Source organism: Enterobacter cloacae complex sp. P13B, from assembly GCF_014895915.1.
In the GTDB taxonomy this organism is placed as follows: Bacteria; Pseudomonadota; Gammaproteobacteria; order Enterobacterales; family Enterobacteriaceae; genus Enterobacter; species Enterobacter bugandensis.
Map to the genome: position 1 here is coordinate 1 of NZ_JADBQN010000037.1, position 18,471 is coordinate 18,471.

18 protein-coding genes and 1 tRNA gene are annotated in these 18,471 nt (G+C 56.1%); 17 read left to right on the forward strand and 2 right to left on the reverse strand.

Annotated features, from left to right (window positions below; translation table 11 throughout):
• The first annotated feature begins 83 nt into the window (after positions 1-83).
• Positions 84-158: transfer RNA gene (locus IM273_RS16020), tRNA-Gln, on the forward strand.
• 108 nt (positions 159-266) lie between these two features.
• Here IM273_RS16020 and ubiF read toward each other — a convergent pair.
• Positions 267-1,442 (reverse strand): 3-demethoxyubiquinol 3-hydroxylase, encoded by a 1,176-nt coding sequence (gene ubiF / locus IM273_RS16025; protein ID WP_193051159.1) that lies wholly within the window; start codon positions 1,440-1,442, stop codon positions 267-269.
• A gap of 135 nt (positions 1,443-1,577) precedes the next feature.
• Between ubiF and miaB the strand changes: the two genes are divergently transcribed.
• From miaB to rihA, 10 genes are all read left to right on the forward strand, one after another.
• Positions 1,578-3,002, forward strand: a complete 1,425-nt coding sequence (gene miaB / locus IM273_RS16030) for a tRNA (N6-isopentenyl adenosine(37)-C2)-methylthiotransferase MiaB (RefSeq protein WP_028012350.1) — start codon at positions 1,578-1,580, stop codon at positions 3,000-3,002.
• A 162-nt stretch (positions 3,003-3,164) separates the two neighbouring features.
• The gene (locus IM273_RS16035) at positions 3,165-4,211 is read left to right on the forward strand and encodes a PhoH family protein (RefSeq protein ID WP_028012349.1); all 1,047 of its coding nucleotides are present in this window, start codon (positions 3,165-3,167) and stop codon (positions 4,209-4,211) included.
• Entirely contained in the window at positions 4,208-4,675 is a 468-nt protein-coding gene (ybeY, locus tag IM273_RS16040; protein ID WP_003858677.1) for an rRNA maturation RNase YbeY, read from the forward strand. The genes IM273_RS16035 and ybeY overlap by 4 nt, the downstream gene beginning before the upstream one ends.
• 84 nt (positions 4,676-4,759) lie before the next feature.
• A complete protein-coding gene (corC, locus tag IM273_RS16045; protein WP_021242574.1) occupies positions 4,760-5,638 on the forward strand; it encodes a CNNM family magnesium/cobalt transport protein CorC in 879 nt (292 codons plus the stop codon).
• A gap of 5 nt (positions 5,639-5,643) precedes the next feature.
• Complete coding sequence (lnt, locus tag IM273_RS16050) at positions 5,644-7,182, forward strand: apolipoprotein N-acyltransferase (protein WP_193051157.1); 1,539 nt, start codon at positions 5,644-5,646, stop codon at positions 7,180-7,182.
• A 355-nt stretch (positions 7,183-7,537) separates the two neighbouring features.
• A complete protein-coding gene (locus IM273_RS16055; protein WP_014831086.1) occupies positions 7,538-8,443 on the forward strand; it encodes an amino acid ABC transporter substrate-binding protein in 906 nt (301 codons plus the stop codon).
• 156 nt (positions 8,444-8,599) lie between these two features.
• A complete protein-coding gene (locus IM273_RS16060; protein ID WP_028012347.1) occupies positions 8,600-9,340 on the forward strand; it encodes an amino acid ABC transporter permease in 741 nt (246 codons plus the stop codon).
• Complete coding sequence (gene gltK / locus IM273_RS16065; RefSeq protein WP_028012346.1) at positions 9,340-10,014, forward strand: glutamate/aspartate ABC transporter permease GltK; 675 nt, start codon at positions 9,340-9,342, stop codon at positions 10,012-10,014. The genes IM273_RS16060 and gltK overlap by 1 nt, the downstream gene beginning before the upstream one ends.
• Positions 10,014-10,739, forward strand: a complete 726-nt coding sequence (locus tag IM273_RS16070; RefSeq protein WP_014883001.1) for an amino acid ABC transporter ATP-binding protein — start codon at positions 10,014-10,016, stop codon at positions 10,737-10,739. Before gltK ends, IM273_RS16070 begins: the two co-directional genes overlap by 1 nt.
• Positions 10,740-10,859: 120 nt before the next feature.
• Positions 10,860-11,801 (forward strand): pyrimidine-specific ribonucleoside hydrolase RihA, encoded by a 942-nt coding sequence (gene rihA, locus IM273_RS16075; RefSeq protein ID WP_028012344.1) that lies wholly within the window; start codon positions 10,860-10,862, stop codon positions 11,799-11,801.
• A gap of 54 nt (positions 11,802-11,855) precedes the next feature.
• On the opposite strand, the gene IM273_RS16080 is transcribed toward rihA, so the two are convergent.
• The gene (locus IM273_RS16080; protein ID WP_028012343.1) at positions 11,856-12,338 is read right to left on the reverse strand and encodes a zinc ribbon-containing protein; all 483 of its coding nucleotides are present in this window, start codon (positions 12,336-12,338) and stop codon (positions 11,856-11,858) included.
• Between the two features lie 216 nt (positions 12,339-12,554).
• Between IM273_RS16080 and leuS the strand changes: the two genes are divergently transcribed.
• The 6 genes from leuS to rlmH all read left to right on the forward strand — a co-directional run bounded on the left by leuS (position 12,555) and on the right by rlmH (position 18,467).
• Positions 12,555-15,137 carry a leucine--tRNA ligase gene (gene leuS, locus IM273_RS16085; RefSeq protein WP_048338851.1) on the forward strand — a complete coding sequence of 861 codons (2,583 nt, stop codon included), beginning with the start codon at positions 12,555-12,557 and terminating at the stop codon, positions 15,135-15,137.
• Positions 15,138-15,151: 14 nt separating this feature from the next.
• Positions 15,152-15,721 (forward strand): LPS assembly lipoprotein LptE, encoded by a 570-nt coding sequence (lptE, locus tag IM273_RS16090; protein ID WP_045630867.1) that lies wholly within the window; start codon positions 15,152-15,154, stop codon positions 15,719-15,721.
• Complete coding sequence (holA, locus tag IM273_RS16095) at positions 15,721-16,752, forward strand: DNA polymerase III subunit delta (RefSeq protein ID WP_028012340.1); 1,032 nt, start codon at positions 15,721-15,723, stop codon at positions 16,750-16,752. Before lptE ends, holA begins: the two co-directional genes overlap by 1 nt.
• Positions 16,745-17,410, forward strand: a complete 666-nt coding sequence (gene nadD / locus IM273_RS16100) for a nicotinate-nucleotide adenylyltransferase (RefSeq protein ID WP_028012339.1) — start codon at positions 16,745-16,747, stop codon at positions 17,408-17,410. The genes holA and nadD overlap by 8 nt, the downstream gene beginning before the upstream one ends.
• A gap of 268 nt (positions 17,411-17,678) precedes the next feature.
• Complete coding sequence (gene rsfS / locus IM273_RS16105) at positions 17,679-17,996, forward strand: ribosome silencing factor (protein WP_003858696.1); 318 nt, start codon at positions 17,679-17,681, stop codon at positions 17,994-17,996.
• Between the two features lie 3 nt (positions 17,997-17,999).
• A complete protein-coding gene (rlmH, locus tag IM273_RS16110; protein ID WP_003858701.1) occupies positions 18,000-18,467 on the forward strand; it encodes a 23S rRNA (pseudouridine(1915)-N(3))-methyltransferase RlmH in 468 nt (155 codons plus the stop codon).
• The last annotated feature ends 4 nt before the right edge of the window (positions 18,468-18,471 follow it).

Sequence of the window (18,471 nt, forward strand, 5' to 3'; positions counted from 1 at the left end):
GGATTCTGATTCCGGCATTCCGAGGTTCGAATCCTCGTACCCCAGCCAATTTAAAAGTCGTTAAGCAGTCTGTTTAATGCAATTGGGGTGTCGCCAAGCGGTAAGGCTCTGGTTTCTGATACCAGCATTCCGGGGTTCGAATCCCTGCACCCCAGCCACTTAAAACAAACAAGCCCGCTCTGCGGGCTTTTTTGTTTTTGTTGCTCAGAATAGTGCGGCCTGATGCCCTCACCCTACCCCTCTCCCACGGGGAGAGGGAATTAAGATTAAAGTCCGAGGGCGTATTTCAGCGCCTGAAGCTTCAGCCCACCGGCACGCTCTGCCGCCATTAAGCCAATGTTACGCAGAATGCGCACCGGGGCCAGGTCATTGCTGAAACCGGCATAGAACAGATCCATCCCTGACTGCATGATGAAGTTATCCGCCATACGGCGCGTCTGGTAGCGCTTCAGTACCTGATGGCTGGCCCAGGCTTCCGCGTGAGCGCGTGCGTTGCCCAGCACGTCCAGTAACGCATCGACGTCACGGTATCCAAGATTGACTCCCTGCCCCGCCAGCGGGTGGATAGTGTGTGCCGCATCGCCCACCAGCGCCAGCCCTTCTCGGGCATACTGTAAAGCATGACGGCGCGTGAGCGGGAATGCACCTGCGGTGACTGGCGTCACGTTGCCAAGGCGGGTCGGGAAGTGAAGCAGGATCTCGCGCTGCAGCTGCTCCATCGACAGCCCCTGCAGCTGGCGAATGCGCGCCGGTTTGTCGTACCACACCAGCGAAGCCCAGTTATCAAACAGCGGCAAGAATGCATGCGGGCCGTTCGGCGTAAAGTGCTGCCAGGTGCTTTCGCCCGGCGCATTCTCACACTGAACGGTGATTAACATGCAGGATTGCTGATATTGCCAGGCATGAACCCCAATACCCGCCATCTCCCTGACCTGCGAGTTAGCGCCATCGGCCCCGACGACCAGCTTCACGGCCAGTTCATCGCCGCTGTCGAGCGTCAGCAAATAGCCGCTTTCATGAGGATGCAGTGCCTTAAGTGACGCAGGCATACGCAGCGTCACCTTCGGATGTGCCTCCAGCGCCTGCCAGAGCGCCAGCTGGAGCACGTTGTTTTCCACCATATAGCCCAGGCGCGGCAGCTTCAGCTCGGCGGCGTCAAACGACACGTGGGCATTTTCCCACTCCCAGGTTTCAAGGCGGCTGTAAGGGTGCGCGCGCATCGCCTGCACCGCCTCCCAGACGCCCAGGCCGCGCAGCAGATCGACGGACGCCGCGCTGATGGCGGAAATGCGCACGTCCGGTTTGCTGGCGGGATCGAATGCCGGGGGAGCCGCCTGTTCAATAACGGTTACATCAAATCCCTGCTGCGCCAGCCCCAGCGCCAGCGCGCCGCCGACCATACCGCCGCCGACAACGGCAACTTCGGTGTGTTGGAGTGTCATGGTCAATTTTCCTTATTGGAGAATCCCTTAAGTTTACCGGATTTTTGCGGTCCTGAGACACACAACCTTCATACTGGTCACAACCCCACCAAAGCATTACAATACGCGGCTTGCAATCCTGAGCTGAGCAAGTCGATGACTAAAAAACTCCATATAAAAACCTGGGGCTGTCAGATGAACGAATACGATTCATCCAAGATGGCCGATCTGCTGGATACCACCCACGGATACCAGCTGACTGAAAATGCGAAAGAAGCCGATGTGCTGCTGCTGAACACCTGTTCAATTCGTGAAAAAGCACAGGAAAAAGTCTTTCATGTGTTAGGCCGCTGGAAGCTTCTTAAACGGAAAAATCCGGACCTGATCATTGGCGTCGGTGGCTGCGTCGCGTCGCAGGAAGGTAAGCTGATCCGCCAGAGAGCCCCGTATGTGGATATCGTCTTTGGTCCTCAGACCCTGCACCGCCTGCCGGAGATGATCAATCAGGTTCGCGGTAACCGTAGCCCGGTCGTTGACGTCAGCTTCCCGGAGATCGAGAAATTTGACCGTCTGCCAGAGCCGCGCGCCGATGGCCCGACCGCCTTCGTCTCGATCATGGAAGGCTGCAACAAATACTGTACCTACTGCGTGGTGCCTTACACCCGCGGTGAAGAGGTCAGCCGCCCGGCGGACGACATTCTGTTTGAAATTGCCCAGCTTGCCGCGCAGGGCGTTCGCGAAGTGAACCTGCTGGGCCAGAACGTTAACGCCTGGCGCGGCGAGAACTACGACGGCACCACCGGCAGCTTTGCCGAACTGCTGCGCCTGGTGGCCGCGATTGACGGCATCGACCGTATTCGCTTTACCACCAGCCATCCGATGGAGTTTACCGACGACATTATTGACGTCTATCGCGATACGCCAGAGCTGGTGAGCTTCCTGCACCTGCCTATTCAGTGCGGATCTGACCGCGTGCTGAACCTGATGGGCCGCCCGCATACGGTGCTGGAATATAAATCCACCATCCGCAAGCTGCGCGAAGCGCGCCCGGATATCCAGATTAGCTCTGACTTTATCGTCGGCTTCCCAGGCGAAACCGCTGATGACTTCGAGCGCACCATGAAGCTCATCGGTGAAGTGAACTTTGACGTCAGCTACAGCTTCATCTTCTCAGCGCGTCCCGGCACGCCTGCGGCCGATATGGTTGACGATGTGCCGGAAGAGGAGAAAAAGCAGCGTCTGTATATTCTTCAGGAACGCATCAACCAGCAGGCCAACGCCTGGAGCCGCCGTATGCTCGGCACCGTCCAGCGCATTCTGGTGGAAGGTACTTCCCGCAAGAGCATCATGGAGCTGTCCGGTCGTACCGAGAACAACCGCGTGGTGAACTTCGAAGGCACCCCGGACATGATCGGTAAGTTTGTGGACGTCGAAATTGTCGAAGTGCTGACCAACTCGCTGCGCGCGAAGGTGGTACGCACCGAGGACGAAATGGGCCTGCGTATCGCAGAGTCACCGGAATCCGTTATTTCTCGTACCCGCAAAGAAAACGATTCTGGCGTTGGGATTTACCAGCCTTGATCCTTAGGCCTGCCTTCCTGGCAGGCCTTGTATTTCCTCTCATCACCCCCAATATCTACCGCAACGCTTGCGCCTTTATTCTGTGGCGTGAATAATTTCGGTAATGACCGTTCTATTGCGCCGTGTGGCAGCGGGTCAGTTAACCATTTAAAGAGGAACAGTTTGAACATAGATACGCGTGAAATTAGCCTTGAGCCCGCAGACAACGCTCGCCTGCTGAGCCTGTGCGGGCCGTTTGATGACAACATCAAACAACTGGAGCGACGTCTGGGTATCGAAATCAATCGTCGCGATAACCATTTCAAACTCACCGGACGCCCTATCTGCGTCAACGCGGCAGCAGATATTCTACGCAGCCTGTATGTCGATACCGCCCCGATGCGCGGCGAAATTCAGGATATCGAGCCGGAACAGATCCACCTCGCCATTAAAGAGGCGCGCGTGCTTGAGCAGAGCGCGGAAAGCGTGCCGGACTACGGCAAGGCGATCAATATCAAGACCAAGCGTGGCGTCATCAAGCCGCGTACGCCGAACCAGGCGCAGTACATCGCCAACATTCTTGACCATGACATCACCTTCGGCGTGGGTCCCGCGGGTACAGGTAAAACCTATCTTGCGGTTGCCGCTGCGGTGGATGCGCTGGAGCGTCAGGAGATCCGTCGTATCCTGCTGACCCGTCCTGCCGTTGAAGCGGGTGAAAAACTCGGCTTCCTGCCGGGCGATTTGAGTCAGAAAGTGGACCCCTATTTGCGCCCGCTGTACGACGCGCTGTTTGAAATGCTCGGCTTCGAGAAAGTGGAGAAGCTGATCGAACGTAACGTGATCGAAGTGGCCCCGCTCGCCTACATGCGCGGCCGCACGCTCAACGACGCGTTCATCATTCTCGATGAAAGCCAGAACACCACCATCGAACAGATGAAAATGTTCCTGACGCGTATCGGCTTCAACTCGAAAGCGGTGATCACCGGTGACGTCACCCAGATCGACCTGCCGCGCAGCACTAAATCAGGCCTGCGCCACGCCATTGAGGTGCTGTCAGAGGTAGACGAAATTAGCTTTAACTTCTTCCACAGTGAAGACGTCGTTCGCCACCCGGTGGTCGCGCGCATCGTTAACGCCTATGAAGCCTGGGAAGAGGCGGATCAAAAACGCAGGGCCGAACAGGCCGCGGAACGTAAGCGCGAAGCGCAGGAGCAAGAACAGAAATGAGTCAGGTGATCCTCGATTTACAGCTGGCATGTGAAGACAATTCCGGCATGCCAGAAGAGGCACAGTTTCAGAAATGGCTGGATGCGGTAATCCCCCAGTTTCAGGAAGAATCAGAAGTCACGATTCGCCTGGTGGATGAAGCGGAAAGCCATGAGCTTAACCTGACCTACCGCGGGAAAGATAAGCCAACCAACGTGCTCTCTTTCCCGTTCGAAGCGCCGCCGGGTATTGAGATGCCGCTGCTGGGCGATCTGATCATCTGCCGTCAGGTGGTTGAGCAGGAAGCCAAAGAGCAGCAGAAACCGCTGGAAGCCCACTGGGCGCATATGGTGGTACACGGCAGCCTGCACCTGCTGGGCTACGACCACATTGAAGATGACGAAGCGGAAGAGATGGAGTCCCTTGAGACAGAGATAATGCTTGCTCTGGGCTATGAGGATCCGTACATTGCCGAGAAAGAATAGTCAGTTACTGACTACCATGCCGCCGCGCAGGGACATAGCGCGGCGGTTAACATTGAACTAACAAGAGAACCCTTAACAAACGCCATGAGCGACGACAATTCACACAGTAGCGACACGACAACCAGTAAAAAGGGATTTTTCTCCCTCATTCTGAACCAGCTTTTCCACGGCGAGCCAAAAAACCGTGATGAACTGCTGGAGCTGATTCGTGATTCCGGGCAGAACGACCTTATCGACGAAGATACGCGCGAAATGCTCGAAGGGGTCATGGACATTGCCGACCAGCGCGTCCGCGACATCATGATCCCCCGCTCGCAGATGATCACCCTGAAACGTAACCAGACGCTGGACGAGTGCCTTGATGTGATCATCGAATCCGCCCACTCGCGTTTCCCGGTCATCAGCGAAGATAAAGATCACATCGAAGGGATTTTGATGGCCAAAGATCTGCTGCCGTTTATGCGCAGCGATGCCGAAGCCTTCAGCATGGAAAAAGTGTTACGCCAGGCCGTGGTCGTGCCGGAAAGTAAACGTGTGGATCGAATGCTGAAAGAGTTTCGCTCTCAGCGTTACCACATGGCGATTGTTATTGATGAATTCGGCGGTGTCTCAGGTCTTGTCACGATCGAAGATATTCTTGAGCTGATCGTGGGCGAAATCGAAGACGAGTACGACGAAGAAGAAGATATCGACTTCCGTCAGCTTAGTCGCCACACCTGGACCGTGCGCGCGCTGGCCTCGATTGAAGATTTCAACGACGCCTTCGGTACTCACTTCAGCGATGAAGAGGTCGATACCATTGGCGGGCTGGTGATGCAGGCCTTTGGCCATCTTCCGGCGCGCGGTGAGACCGTTGACATCGACGGTTACCAGTTCAAAGTGGCAATGGCCGACAGCCGACGTATTATACAGGTTCACGTCAGAACGCCGGACGATTCACCGGTGCCAAAACTGGAAGATTAATGTAAATGGCATTTGCCCCATTGCTTGAACGCCAGCGCGTCCGTTTGCTGCTGGCGCTGATACTCGGAGCCAGCGGTACGCTGGCTTTTTCTCCTTACGATATCTGGCCCGCGGCCATTCTCTCCCTGATGGGGCTTCAGGGGTTAACCCTGAATCGTCGTCCGGTACAGGCCGCTGCGATCGGCTACTTCTGGGGGCTGGGGCTATTTGGCTCCGGCATTAACTGGGTCTACGTCAGCATCGCACAATTTGGCGGGATGCCGGGGCCGGTTAACGTCTTCCTGGTCGTTCTGCTCGCCGCCTATCTCTCGCTCTATACCGGTCTGTTCGCCGGGATTCTCTCTCGCCTGTGGCCTAAAACCACCTGGCTGCGTGTCGCCATTGCCGCGCCGGTGGTCTGGCAGATTACCGAGTTCCTCCGCGGCTGGGTGCTGACCGGCTTCCCGTGGCTGCAGTTCGGCTACAGCCAGATTGACGGCCCGATGAAAGGTCTGGCACCGGTAATGGGCGTTGAAGCCATTAACTTCCTGCTGATGGTGGTAAGCGGCCTGCTGGTACTGGCGCTCGTCACGCGCGGCTGGAAGCCGCTGGCTGTGGCGCTGGTGCTGTTCGCTCTGCCCTTCCCGCTGCGCTACATCCAGTGGTTCACGCTCGAGCCCGAGCGCGCCATGCAGGTTTCCATGGTGCAGGGGAATATCCCGCAGTCCATGAAGTGGGACGAAAAAGAGCTGCTGAACACGCTGAAGATCTACGCCAACGCCACCGAAGAGGTGATGGGCAAATCGCAGCTGATTATCTGGCCAGAATCCGCTATTCCCGATCTGGAAATTAACCAGCAGCCGTTCCTCAACATGATGAACGATCTGCTGGTGGCGCGCGGCAGCACCCTGATTACCGGCATTGTTGATGCGCGCCTGAATCAGCAGAACCGCTACGACACCTACAACACCATTATTACGCTAGGCAAAGACAGCGAATACAGCTACCACTCCACCGACCGGTACAACAAGAACCACCTCGTGCCGTTCGGTGAATTTGTGCCGCTAGAGTCTATTTTGCGTCCTCTGGCACCGTTCTTTGATCTGCCGATGTCCTCCTTCAGCCGCGGTCCGTACGTTCAGCCCCAGCTTCACGCGCACGGTCTGGCCCTGACGGCCGCCATCTGCTACGAAATCATCCTCGGCGAGCAGGTGCGCGATAACTTCCGCCCGGACACCGACTATCTGCTGACCATCTCCAACGATGCGTGGTTCGGTAAATCGATTGGCCCGTGGCAGCACTTCCAGATGGCGCGCATGCGTTCTCTGGAGCTGGCGCGTCCGCTGCTGCGTAGCACCAATAACGGCATCACCGCCGTGATTGGCCCGCAGGGCGAAATCCAGGCCATGATCCCGCAGTTCACCCGTGAAGTGCTGACAACCAAAGTCACGCCAACCACGGGCCTGACGCCGTACGCCCGCACCGGCAACTGGCCGCTGTGGATCCTGACCGCGCTGTTCGGCTTTGGCGCCGTGCTGATGAGCCTGCGTCAGCGTCATAAATAATCTTGCCTTCTGATGCCGGGTGGCGGCTGCGCCTTACCCGGCAATTTCCTCCCAATCTTCAATTCTGGCACGCCTGTTGCTTTATTTATTCATGTAAACGCTGTCTGGCTTAACGTGCAACCTTGTCGCACCAGTGTAGATCGTCGCTAGCACCGAAACGGTGCAACGGGAGATTATTGCCTCTGAATGGTGCGGCGCGCTTCGCAAAAATAAACAATAACGCAGCAAAATCTTTACATTAAGCCAGACTAAATGTTAACAAGCTTGCATAACACTGCACTCGCATTGCGCGAGATATAACAACATCACAATGGGTATCTATGCGTCACTGGCGCTGATAAGAAAGGAGTTGGGTATGCAATTACGTAAACTGGCCACAGCAATGCTGGTTATGGGAATGTCCGCAGGCGTGGTTCACGCTGAAGACGCTCCGGCAGCAGGCAGCACTCTCGACAAGATTGCCAAAAACGGCGTCATCGTGGTCGGCCACCGTGAATCTTCCGTCCCGTTCTCTTACTACGACAACACGCAAAAAGTCGTGGGCTATTCACAGGATTACTCCAACGCTATCGTTGAAGCTGTGAAGAAAAAGCTGAACAAACCTGACCTGCAGGTGAAGCTGATCCCAATCACTTCACAGAACCGTATTCCACTGCTGCAAAACGGCACCTTTGACTTCGAGTGTGGTTCCACCACCAACAACCTCGAGCGTCAAAAACAGGCGGCCTTCTCTGACACCATCTTTGTCGTGGGCACCCGTCTGCTGACCAAGAAAGGCGGCGCGATCAAAGATTTTGCGGACCTGAAAGGCAAAGCGGTCGTTGTGACCTCCGGTACCACTTCTGAAGTCCTGCTGCACAAGCTAAACGACGAGAAGAAAATGGATATGCGCATCATCAGCGCGAAAGACCATGGCGACTCCTTCCGTACGCTGGAAAGCGGTCGTGCCGTCGCGTTTATGATGGATGACGCCCTGCTGGCGGGCGAACGTGCGAAGGCGAAGAAACCAGACAACTGGGATATCGTCGGTACCGCGCAGTCCAAAGAAGCCTACGGCTGCATGCTGCGTAAAGACGATCCGCAGTTCAAAAAGCTGATCGATGACACTATCGCCCAGGTGCAGACCTCCGGCGAAGCGGAAAAATGGTTCGACAAGTGGTTTAAGAACCCGATTCCACCAAAAAATCTCAATATGAACTTTGAACTGTCTGACGACATGAAAGCGCTGTTCAAATCTCCAAATGACAAGGCTCTTAACTAATTAGAACAACAGGGGCGGGATCTCCTGCCCTCTCGATTGTCGGGAAGCATGGACAGACATATACGCTGAGTGGTCGTTCCCCACTAAGCGCGAAAAAAGAGCTTCTCACCAATCTTCGAGGGTAGCGCTGCTACCCTCTTTTTTCTGGAGTTTATTATGTCAATAGACTGGAACTGGGGCATCTTCCTGCAACAAGCCCCGTTCGGCAACACCACCTATCTTGGCTGGCTGTGGAGCGGCTTTCAGGTTACCGTGGCATTATCGATAACGGCGTGGATCATCGCGTTTCTTGTCGGTTCGCTGTTCGGTATTCTGCGCACCGTCCCTAACCGTTTTCTTTCAACAATTGGCACACTGTATGTGGAACTGTTCCGTAACGTTCCGCTCATCGTGCAGTTCTTTACCTGGTATCTGGTCATCCCGGAACTGCTGCCGGAAAATATTGGCATGTGGTTCAAGTCGGAGCTGGATCCGAACGTGCAGTTCTTTGTCTCCTCCATGATGTGTCTGGGGCTGTTTACCGCTGCGCGCGTTTGCGAGCAGGTGCGTGCCGCCATTCAGTCATTGCCACGCGGACAAAAAAATGCGGGCCTGGCGATGGGCCTGACCCTGCCACAAACCTACCGCTACGTGCTGCTGCCTAACGCCTACCGCGTTATCGTTCCACCGATGACCTCTGAGATGATGAACCTGGTGAAAAACTCGGCCATCGCCTCAACCATCGGCCTGGTGGATATGGCTGCACAGGCGGGCAAGCTGCTGGATTACTCCGCTCACGCGTGGGAATCCTTCACCGCGATCACGCTCGCGTATGTTCTGATTAACGCTTTCATCATGCTGGTGATGAACCTGGTTGAACGCAAAGTACGCCTGCCGGGCAATCTGGGAGGCAAATAATGTACGAATTTGACTGGAGTTCTATTGTTCCATCCATGCCTTACCTGCTCGATGGCCTGGTGATTACCCTCAAGATCACCGCGATCGCTATCGTCGTGGGTATCGTCTGGGGCACCCTGCTGGCCGTCATGCGCCTGTCGAGCTTTAAGCCGCTCGCCTGGTTTGCGACTGCCTACGTTAACGTCTTCCGCTCCATCCCGCTGGTGATGGTGCTGCTGTGGTTTTACCTGATTGTTCCAGGCTTCTTACAGAATGTGCTGGGACTGTCGCCGAAAACCGACATCCGCCTGATCTCTGCGATGGTGGCGTTCTCGATGTTTGAGGCCGCTTACTATTCAGAGATTATCCGTGCGGGTATCCAGAGTATCTCCCGTGGGCAGTCCAGCGCCGCGCTGGCGCTGGGAATGACGCACTGGCAGTCCATGCAGCTCATCATTCTGCCTCAGGCGTTTCGCGCCATGGTTCCGCTCCTGCTGACCCAGGGTATCGTGCTGTTCCAGGATACCTCTCTGGTTTACGTTCTGAGTCTGGCGGACTTCTTCCGTACCGCGTCGACCATAGGTGAACGTGATGGTACGCAGGTCGAGATGGTGCTCTTCGCGGGTGCGGTCTATTTTGTGATTAGTTTAAGCGCGTCGCTGTTGGTCAGCTGGCTGAAGAAAAGGACGGTATAATGATTTCCCTGAAAAATGTTTCTAAATGGTATGGGCACTTTCAGGTGCTGACCGACTGCTCCACCGAAGTCAAAAAAGGCGATGTGGTGGTGGTGTGCGGGCCGTCCGGTTCCGGTAAGTCTACGCTGATCAAAACGGTTAATGGTCTGGAGCCTGTGCAGCAGGGCGAAATTGTTGTTAACGGCACGAAAGTGAACGACAAGAAAACCAACCTGGCCCAGCTTCGCTCTCACGTCGGCATGGTGTTCCAGCATTTTGAGCTGTTCCCTCATCTGTCCATTATTGAGAACCTGACGCTGGCTCAGGTCAAAGTGCTCAAGCGTGATAAAAAAGCGTCGCGCGAAAAGGGGCTCAAGCTTCTGGAGCGCGTGGGGCTTTCTGCACATGCCGATAAGTTCCCGGCACAGCTTTCCGGCGGCCAGCAGCAGCGTGTGGCGATTGCGCGCGCGCTGTGCATGGATCCGGTGGCGATGCTGTTCGATGAGCCCACGTCAGCGCTCGATCCTGAAATGATCAACGAAGTGCTGGACGTGATGGTCGAGCTGGCGCACGAAGGGATGACCATGATGGTGGTGACGCACGAAATGGGCTTCGCCCGTAAAGTGGCCAACCGCGTGATCTTCATGGACGAAGGGAAAATTGTCGAAGACTCACCGAAAGAAGAGTTCTTCGCCAACCCGAAATCCGAACGCGCCAAAGATTTCCTCGCGAAAATTCTGCACTAATCTTCTCGGTGCGCAATCTGCGGATTGCGCACTGCTTCACGCTTTAGATCTCTTTTTCTATTCGGCGTCACATCGCAGCGTTAACCTTGTCACAAAATAATGCTAAGAATGGAGAACGCTATGGCACACCCTATAATTCTCGACTGCGATCCGGGTCATGATGACGCGATCGCGCTCGTCCTCGCGCTTGCCTCCCCTGAACTGGACGTGAAAGCGGTCACCTCGTCCGCTGGAAATCAGACGCCGGACAAAACCCTGCGCAACGTTTTACGAATGCTGACGCTGCTGAAACGCACCGATATTCCTGTCGCAGGCGGCGCCGTTAAGCCGCTGATGCGCGAGCTGATCATTGCCGACAACGTTCACGGTGAAAGCGGGCTGGATGGCCCGGCGCTGCCGGAGCCGGGCTTTGCACCGCAAAACTGCACCGCCGTGGAGCTGATGGCGAAGGTGCTGCGTGAAAGCGCAGAGCCCGTCACCCTGGTGGCTACCGGCCCGCAGACCAACGTTGCGCTCCTGCTGAACAGCCATCCTGAACTGTACAGCAACATCGCCCGTATCGTCATCATGGGCGGATCAATGGGGCTGGGGAACTGGACGCCTGCGGCCGAATTCAACATCTTTGTTGATCCGGAGGCTGCGGAGATCGTCTTCCAGTCGGGCCTGCCGATTGTGATGGCGGGGCTGGACGTGACGCATCGGGCACAGATTATGGCAGACGATATTGAGCGCTTCCGCGCCGTGGGCAACCCGGTTGCGACAACCGTAGCCGAGCTGCTCGACTTCTTTATGGAGTATCACAAAGCCGAGAAATGGGGCTTTCACGGCGCGCCGCTGCATGACCCGTGCACCATCGCCTGGCTGCTGAAGCCTGAAATGTTTACCACGGTGGACAGATGGGTTGGCGTGGAGACGCAGGGGAAATATACCCAGGGGATGACGGTGGTGGATTACTATTCGCTGACGGGAAATAAACCGAATACGACGCTGATGGTGGATATCGACCGGGAGGCGTTTGTGGATTTGCTGGCGGAAAGACTTGCTTACTATTGTGCGGCCTGACGCCCTCACCCTGGCCCTCTCCCACGGGGAGAGGGAACTAAACTGCGCTTTTACTTATGGCTCAAACGGGCGACGCTGGAACTGATCGTGCCCGCACTTCGGGCACAGCGGCAACACATCCGGCGTATATACCGCAATATGGTGATGGCACTTCTCGCACACCAGATTCCCCAGCCCCACCACTTCACCGCTCTGGTACACGCCGTGATGATTTAAATCCTGGAACACCTCGCGCCACTCCAGCTGGGTTTTATCGGTAATATCCGCCAGCTCCTGCCACAGGCTCTCTTTGATCACCCGCATAAAGACGCTGTCGGCGATCTCATCCTGGCTCTCTTCGTAGCTGCGCGCGAACTCTTCCAGATCGCGGCGTACGGCGCGCGTCACCTCTTCCACTTCGGTTCGCGTTAACTCACCCGTTTGCGTCACCCGTTCACGCGCCTGTTCGACCAGCGCGTCAATATCGCGCTCGCCGTTACGCAGCCGTTCCGTCAGTGTCGCCACCAGTTCGCGGTAAAATTGAGCAACCTTGTTCATCATTTTGCCTCCCGGGTAAGTAACTATTTCTAATAATAGACCTTATTTCGCCGCCGCTTTGTCAGGTGAAGCACAGACCCGGTAAATTCCTGCAAAGTGCAATTGCGCGAAAGGCTGTTTTGACGCGGGCGTTTGGGCTATGCTATGCGGATCTGAATTACCACATCCATTGGCTACATTTTTGTAGCTGTATTGAACACAGGACCACTGGCTGCCATGCAAGAGCAATACCGCCCGGAAGAGATAGAATCAAAAGTCCAGCAACACTGGGACGAGAAGCGCACCTTTGAAGTAACCGAAGACGAGAGCAAAGAGAAGTATTACTGCCTGTCGATGCTTCCCTATCCTTCTGGTCGACTACACATGGGCCACGTGCGTAACTACACCATCGGTGATGTGATCGCCCGTTACCAGCGCATGCTCGGCAAAAACGTTCTGCAGCCAATCGGCTGGGATGCGTTCGGCCTGCCTGCAGAAGGCGCAGCGGTAAAAAACAATACCGCTCCGGCACCGTGGACGTACGACAACATCGCGTACATGAAAAACCAGCTCAAAATGCTGGGCTTCGGCTATGACTGGAGCCGCGAGCTGGCGACCTGTACCCCGGAATACTACCGCTGGGAGCAGAAGTTCTTCACCGAGCTGTACAAAAAAGGCCTGGTGTACAAGAAGACCTCTGCCGTTAACTGGTGCCCGAATGACCAGACCGTTCTGGCGAACGAGCAAGTTATCGACGGCTGCTGCTGGCGCTGCGACACCAAAGTTGAGCGTAAAGAGATCCCACAGTGGTTTATCAAAATCACCGCTTACGCTGACGAACTGCTGAACGATCTGGATACGCTGGATCACTGGCCTGACACCGTTAAGACCATGCAGCGCAACTGGATCGGCCGTTCTGAAGGCGTGGAAATTACCTTCAACGTTGAGAACTACGACCAGACCCTGACCGTCTACACCACCCGTCCGGACACCTTCATGGGTGCGACCTATCTGGCCGTGGCCGCAGGTCACCCGCTGGCGCAGAAAGCGGCAGAGAACAACCCGGAACTGGCGACCTTCATCGACGAATGCCGCAACACGAAAGTGGCCGAAGCCGACATGGCGACGATGGAGAAAAAAGGCGTTGCGACGGGCTTCTATGCTAAGCACCCGCTGACGGGCGAAGCGATCCCGGTCTGGGCAGCAAACTTCGTTCTGATGGAGTACGGTACTGGTGCTGTCATGGCCGTTCCGGGTCACGATCAGCGCGACTACGAGTTTGCCACCAAATACAACCTGCCGATTAAAGCCGTTATTCTGGCCGCCGATGGTTCTGAACCTGACCTGTCCGAGCAGGCGTTGACCGAAAAAGGCACCCTGTTCAACTCCGGTGAGTTCAGCGGCCTCAGCTTCGAAGAGGGCTTCAACGCCATCGCCGATAAGCTGGCCTCACTGGGCGTGGGCGAGCGTAAAGTGAACTTCCGTCTGCGCGACTGGGGCGTGTCCCGTCAGCGTTACTGGGGTGCGCCAATTCCAATGGTGACCCTGGAAGACGGCACCGTCATGCCAACGCCTGAAGATCAGCTGCCCGTGATCCTGCCGGAAGACGTGGTCATGGACGGCATCACCAGCCCGATCAAAGCCGATCCTGAGTGGGCCAAAACCACCGTCAACGGCCAGCCTGCGCTGCGTGAAACTGACACCTTCGATACCTTTATGGAGTCCTCCTGGTACTACGCGCGCTACACCTGCCCGCAGTACAAAGAAGGCATGCTGGATTCTGACGCCGCCAACTACTGGCTGCCGGTAGATATCTATATTGGTGGTATCGAACACGCCATCATGCACCTGCTCTACTTCCGCTTTTTCCATAAGCTGATGCGCGATGCCGGCATGGTGAACTCTGACGAGCCCGCTAAACAGCTGCTGTGCCAGGGTATGGTGCTGGCAGACGCCTTCTACTATGTTGGCGCGAACGGAGAGCGTAACTGGGTTTCTCCGGTTGATGCGATCGTTGAGCGCGACGAGAAAGGCCGTATCGTGAAGGCGACAGACGCTGAAGGCCATGAACTGGTTTATACCGGCATGAGCAAGATGTCCAAGTCTAAAAACAACGGCATCGACCCGCAGGTGATGGTTGAGCGTTACGGCGCGGACACCGTACGTCTGTTCATGATGTTTGCTTCTCCGGCTGATATGACCCTTGAGTGGCAGGAATCGGGCGTAGAAGGCGCGAACCGCTTCCTGAAACGCGTCTGGAAGCTGGTGTACGAACATACCGCACAGGGTGATGCTCCGGCACTGAACGCCGCTGCGCTGAGCGAAGATCAGCAGGCGCTGCGTCGTGATGTTCATAAAACGATCGCGAAAGTGACCGATGATATTGGCCGTCGTCAGACCTTCAATACCGCAATTGCGGCTATTATGGAACTGATGAACAAGCTGGCGAAAGCCCCGCAGGACGGCGAGCAGGATCGTGCCATCATGCGTGAAGCGCTGCTGGCCGTGGTTCGCATGCTTAACCCGTTCACGCCACACGTCAGCTTCACCCTGTGGCAGGAGCTGAAAGGCGAAGGCGATATCGACAACGCGCCGTGGCCGGTGGCTGACGAAGCAGCGATGGTGGAAAACACCACGCTGGTGGTGGTCCAGGTCAACGGCAAAGTCCGTGGTAAAATTACCGTGGCGGTCGATGCAACTGAAGATCAGGTTCGCGAGCGCGCGGGCCAGGAACCTCTGGTTGCGAAATATCTTGAGGGCGTTACCTTACGTAAAGCGATCTACGTACCGGGTAAACTGCTCAATCTGGTCGTTGGCTAAGCGCGGGAGGAAACGTGCGACAACTGGCAACAATACTCTTATCTCTGGCGGTGCTTGTCACCGCTGGCTGTGGCTGGCACCTGCGCAATACCACGGCGGTGCCTGCTGAGATGAAAACAATGATCTTTGATTCCGGGGATCCAAACGGACCGCTCAGCCGGGCCATTCGTAATCAGCTGCGCCTGAACGGCGTTGAGCTTATTGAGAAAGGTACGCTGCGCCAGGATGTACCGTCTCTGCGCGTACTGGGAATGACGCTGGGCCAGGATACGGCGTCCATCTTCCAGGACGGCCGCACGGCTGAATATCAGATGGTGCTGTCGGTCAACGCGGCTGTACTGATCCCGGGTAAAGACATCTATCCGATCAGCGCAAAAGTGTATCGTTCGTTCTTTGATAACCCGCAAACCGCGCTGGCAAAAGATGCCGAACAGCAGATTATCATCAACGAAATGTACGACAAGGCGGCGGAACAGCTGATCCGCAAACTGCCGGGTATTGCAGCGTCTAACCGAGAAGGCTCTGACATTATTGAAAAACCGGATGCCAGTACGCCTCCTGTTTCTACCTCTCTGGGTAAATGATGATCAGGCTGTATCCTGAACAACTCCGCGCGCAGCTCAATGAAGGGCTGCGCGCGGCGTATCTGCTGCTCGGAAACGACCCGTTACTACTTCAGGAAAGCCTGGATGCCGTGCGGCATGCGGCCGCGGCTCAGGGCTTTGATGAACACCATACCGTTCAGGTGGATAACGCCACCGACTGGAACGCCCTCTTCTCACTCTGTCAGGCGATGAGCCTTTTTGCGTCGCGCCAGACAATCCAGATCCTGCTGCCGGAGAACGGCCCTAACGCTGCCATCAATGAGCAACTCGCCACGCTGGTCAGCCTGTTACACAGCGATCTGCTGTTGATTGTGCGCGGCAGCAAGCTCACCAAAGCGCAGGAAAACGCGGCATGGTTCACCCAGCTCGCGACCCACGCGGTGCTGGTCACCTGCCAGACGCCTGAGCAGGCGCACCTGCCTAAATGGGTCGCCGCGAGAGCGAAGCAGCACAACCTTCAACTGGACGATGCGGCGAACCAACTGCTCTGCTACTGCTATGAAGGCAACCTGCTGGCACTGGCACAGGCGCTGGACAGGCTCTCCCTGCTCTGGCCGGACGGCAAGCTGACTTTACCGCGCGTTGAGCAGGCGGTTAACGATGCCGCACACTTCACGCCGTTCCACTGGGTGGATGCTCTGTTGTCGGCGAAAAGCAAACGCGCCCTGCATATTCTCCAGCAGCTGCGCCTGGAGGGCAGTGAACCCGTCATTCTGCTGCGCACGCTGCAGCGCGAGCTGTTGCTGCTGATAACGCTCAAGCGCCAGTCGGCCCATACGCCGTTACGCTCCCTGTTTGATAAACACCGGGTGTGGCAAAACCGGCGGGCAATGACCACCGAGGCCATCAACCGCTTGAGCCATGAACAGCTGCGCCAGGCGGTGCAGCTTCTGATGCGCGCCGAGCTCACCCTAAAACAAGATTACGGCCAGTCGGTGTGGGCGGAGCTGGAAAGCCTTTCCCTGCTGCTCTGCCACAAGGCGCTGGCTGACGTATTTATTGATGGATAGTATGCACTCTTTACAGGCCCTGTATGGCGGCACCTTTGACCCGGTACACTACGGGCATCTGAAGCCGGTAGAAATTCTGGCAAATCTGATCGGCCTGCAGCGCGTTACCATCATGCCCAATAATGTTCCGCCGCACCGCCCCCAGCCTGAAGCAACCAGCGAGCAGCGCAAAGAGATGCTCGCTCTGGCTATCGCGGATAAGCCGCTCTTCAGGCTGGATGAACGGGAATTGCGTCGCGACACCCCCTCGTGGACGTCGCAAACGCTGCAGGAGTGGCGGGCCGAGCAAGGGCCTGACCAGCCGCTCGCCTTTATCATCGGTCAGGACTCCCTGCTCAACTTCCCCACGTGGCACAAGTATGAAACCATTCTGGGGAACAGCCACCTGCTCGTCTGCCGCCGTCCGGGCTACCCGCTGACCATGCGCGAAGCGCAATATCAGCAGTGGCTTGAAGACCATCTCACCGATAACGTTGAAGATCTTCACAACCAGCCCGCCGGGAAGATTTATCTGGCGGAGACGCCGTGGTTCGACATCTCTGCGACCGTTATTCGCGAACGTTTACAGCAGGGTTTAGCCTGTGACGATCTGCTGCCTGCCCCGGTGCTGGCGTATATTCATACGCACGGGTTGTATCAGAAAACCGCAGATAAATAGCCGGAGGGCATAAAAAGCAGCATATTGATTATCCTGCCTTGACAGGTTAAGCCATACTGTTATCCTCCGCTGCCAGACTTTCCCGCCGATCGTTGCTTTACAGAAATTGTTTTACAAAAATGGCGATGCAATCTCAGGCGGAGGGTGGGATGATACCCGCCTTCAAAAGCCCGGACGGTGACATTTGTCCCGACAGGGGCGTCAGTTCAGGTATACTGTCTGGCCACGAATTCATAGTTGTACAATCTCATTCACCCAGGGGGAAAACTTGCAGGGTAAAGCACTCCAGGATTTTGTTATCGACAAAATTGATGACCTGAAAGGTCAGGACATCATCGCTATCGACGTTAAGGGTAAATCCAGTATTACCGACTGCATGATTATCTGCACCGGTACCTCTACGCGTCATGTTGTTTCGATTGCCGACCATGTGGTTCAGGAATCGCGCGCAGCAGGACTCTTACCGCTTGGCGTTGAAGGTGAAGCGACCGCTGACTGGGTGGTTGTGGATCTCGGCGATGTGATTGTCCACGTCATGCAGGAAGAGAGCCGTCGCCTGTATGAGCTGGAAAAACTCTGGGGTTAATGCGTGAAGTTGCAGCTGGTCGCCGTCGGCACCAAAATGCCGGACTGGGTACAAACCGGTTTTACTGAATATCTGCGTCGTTTTCCCAAAGATATGCCGTTCGAACTGGTGGAGATCCCCGCCGGGAAGCGCGGTAAGAACGCGGATATCAAACGTATTCTCGACAAAGAGGGTGAACTGATGCTTGCTGCCGCAGGCAAGAACCGCATCGTCACCCTTGATATTCCAGGTAAACCCTGGGATACGCCGCAGCTGGCGCATGAACTGGAGCGCTGGAAGCAGGATGGCCGCGACGTCAGTCTGTTGATTGGCGGACCTGAAGGGTTATCCCCCGCCTGCAAAGCTGCAGCAGAACAAAGTTGGTCTCTCTCTGCGCTGACGCTGCCCCACCCGCTCGTGCGGGTCCTGGTGGCGGAAAGCTTGTATCGCGCGTGGAGCATTACTACCAACCACCCCTATCACCGCGAGTAATGAC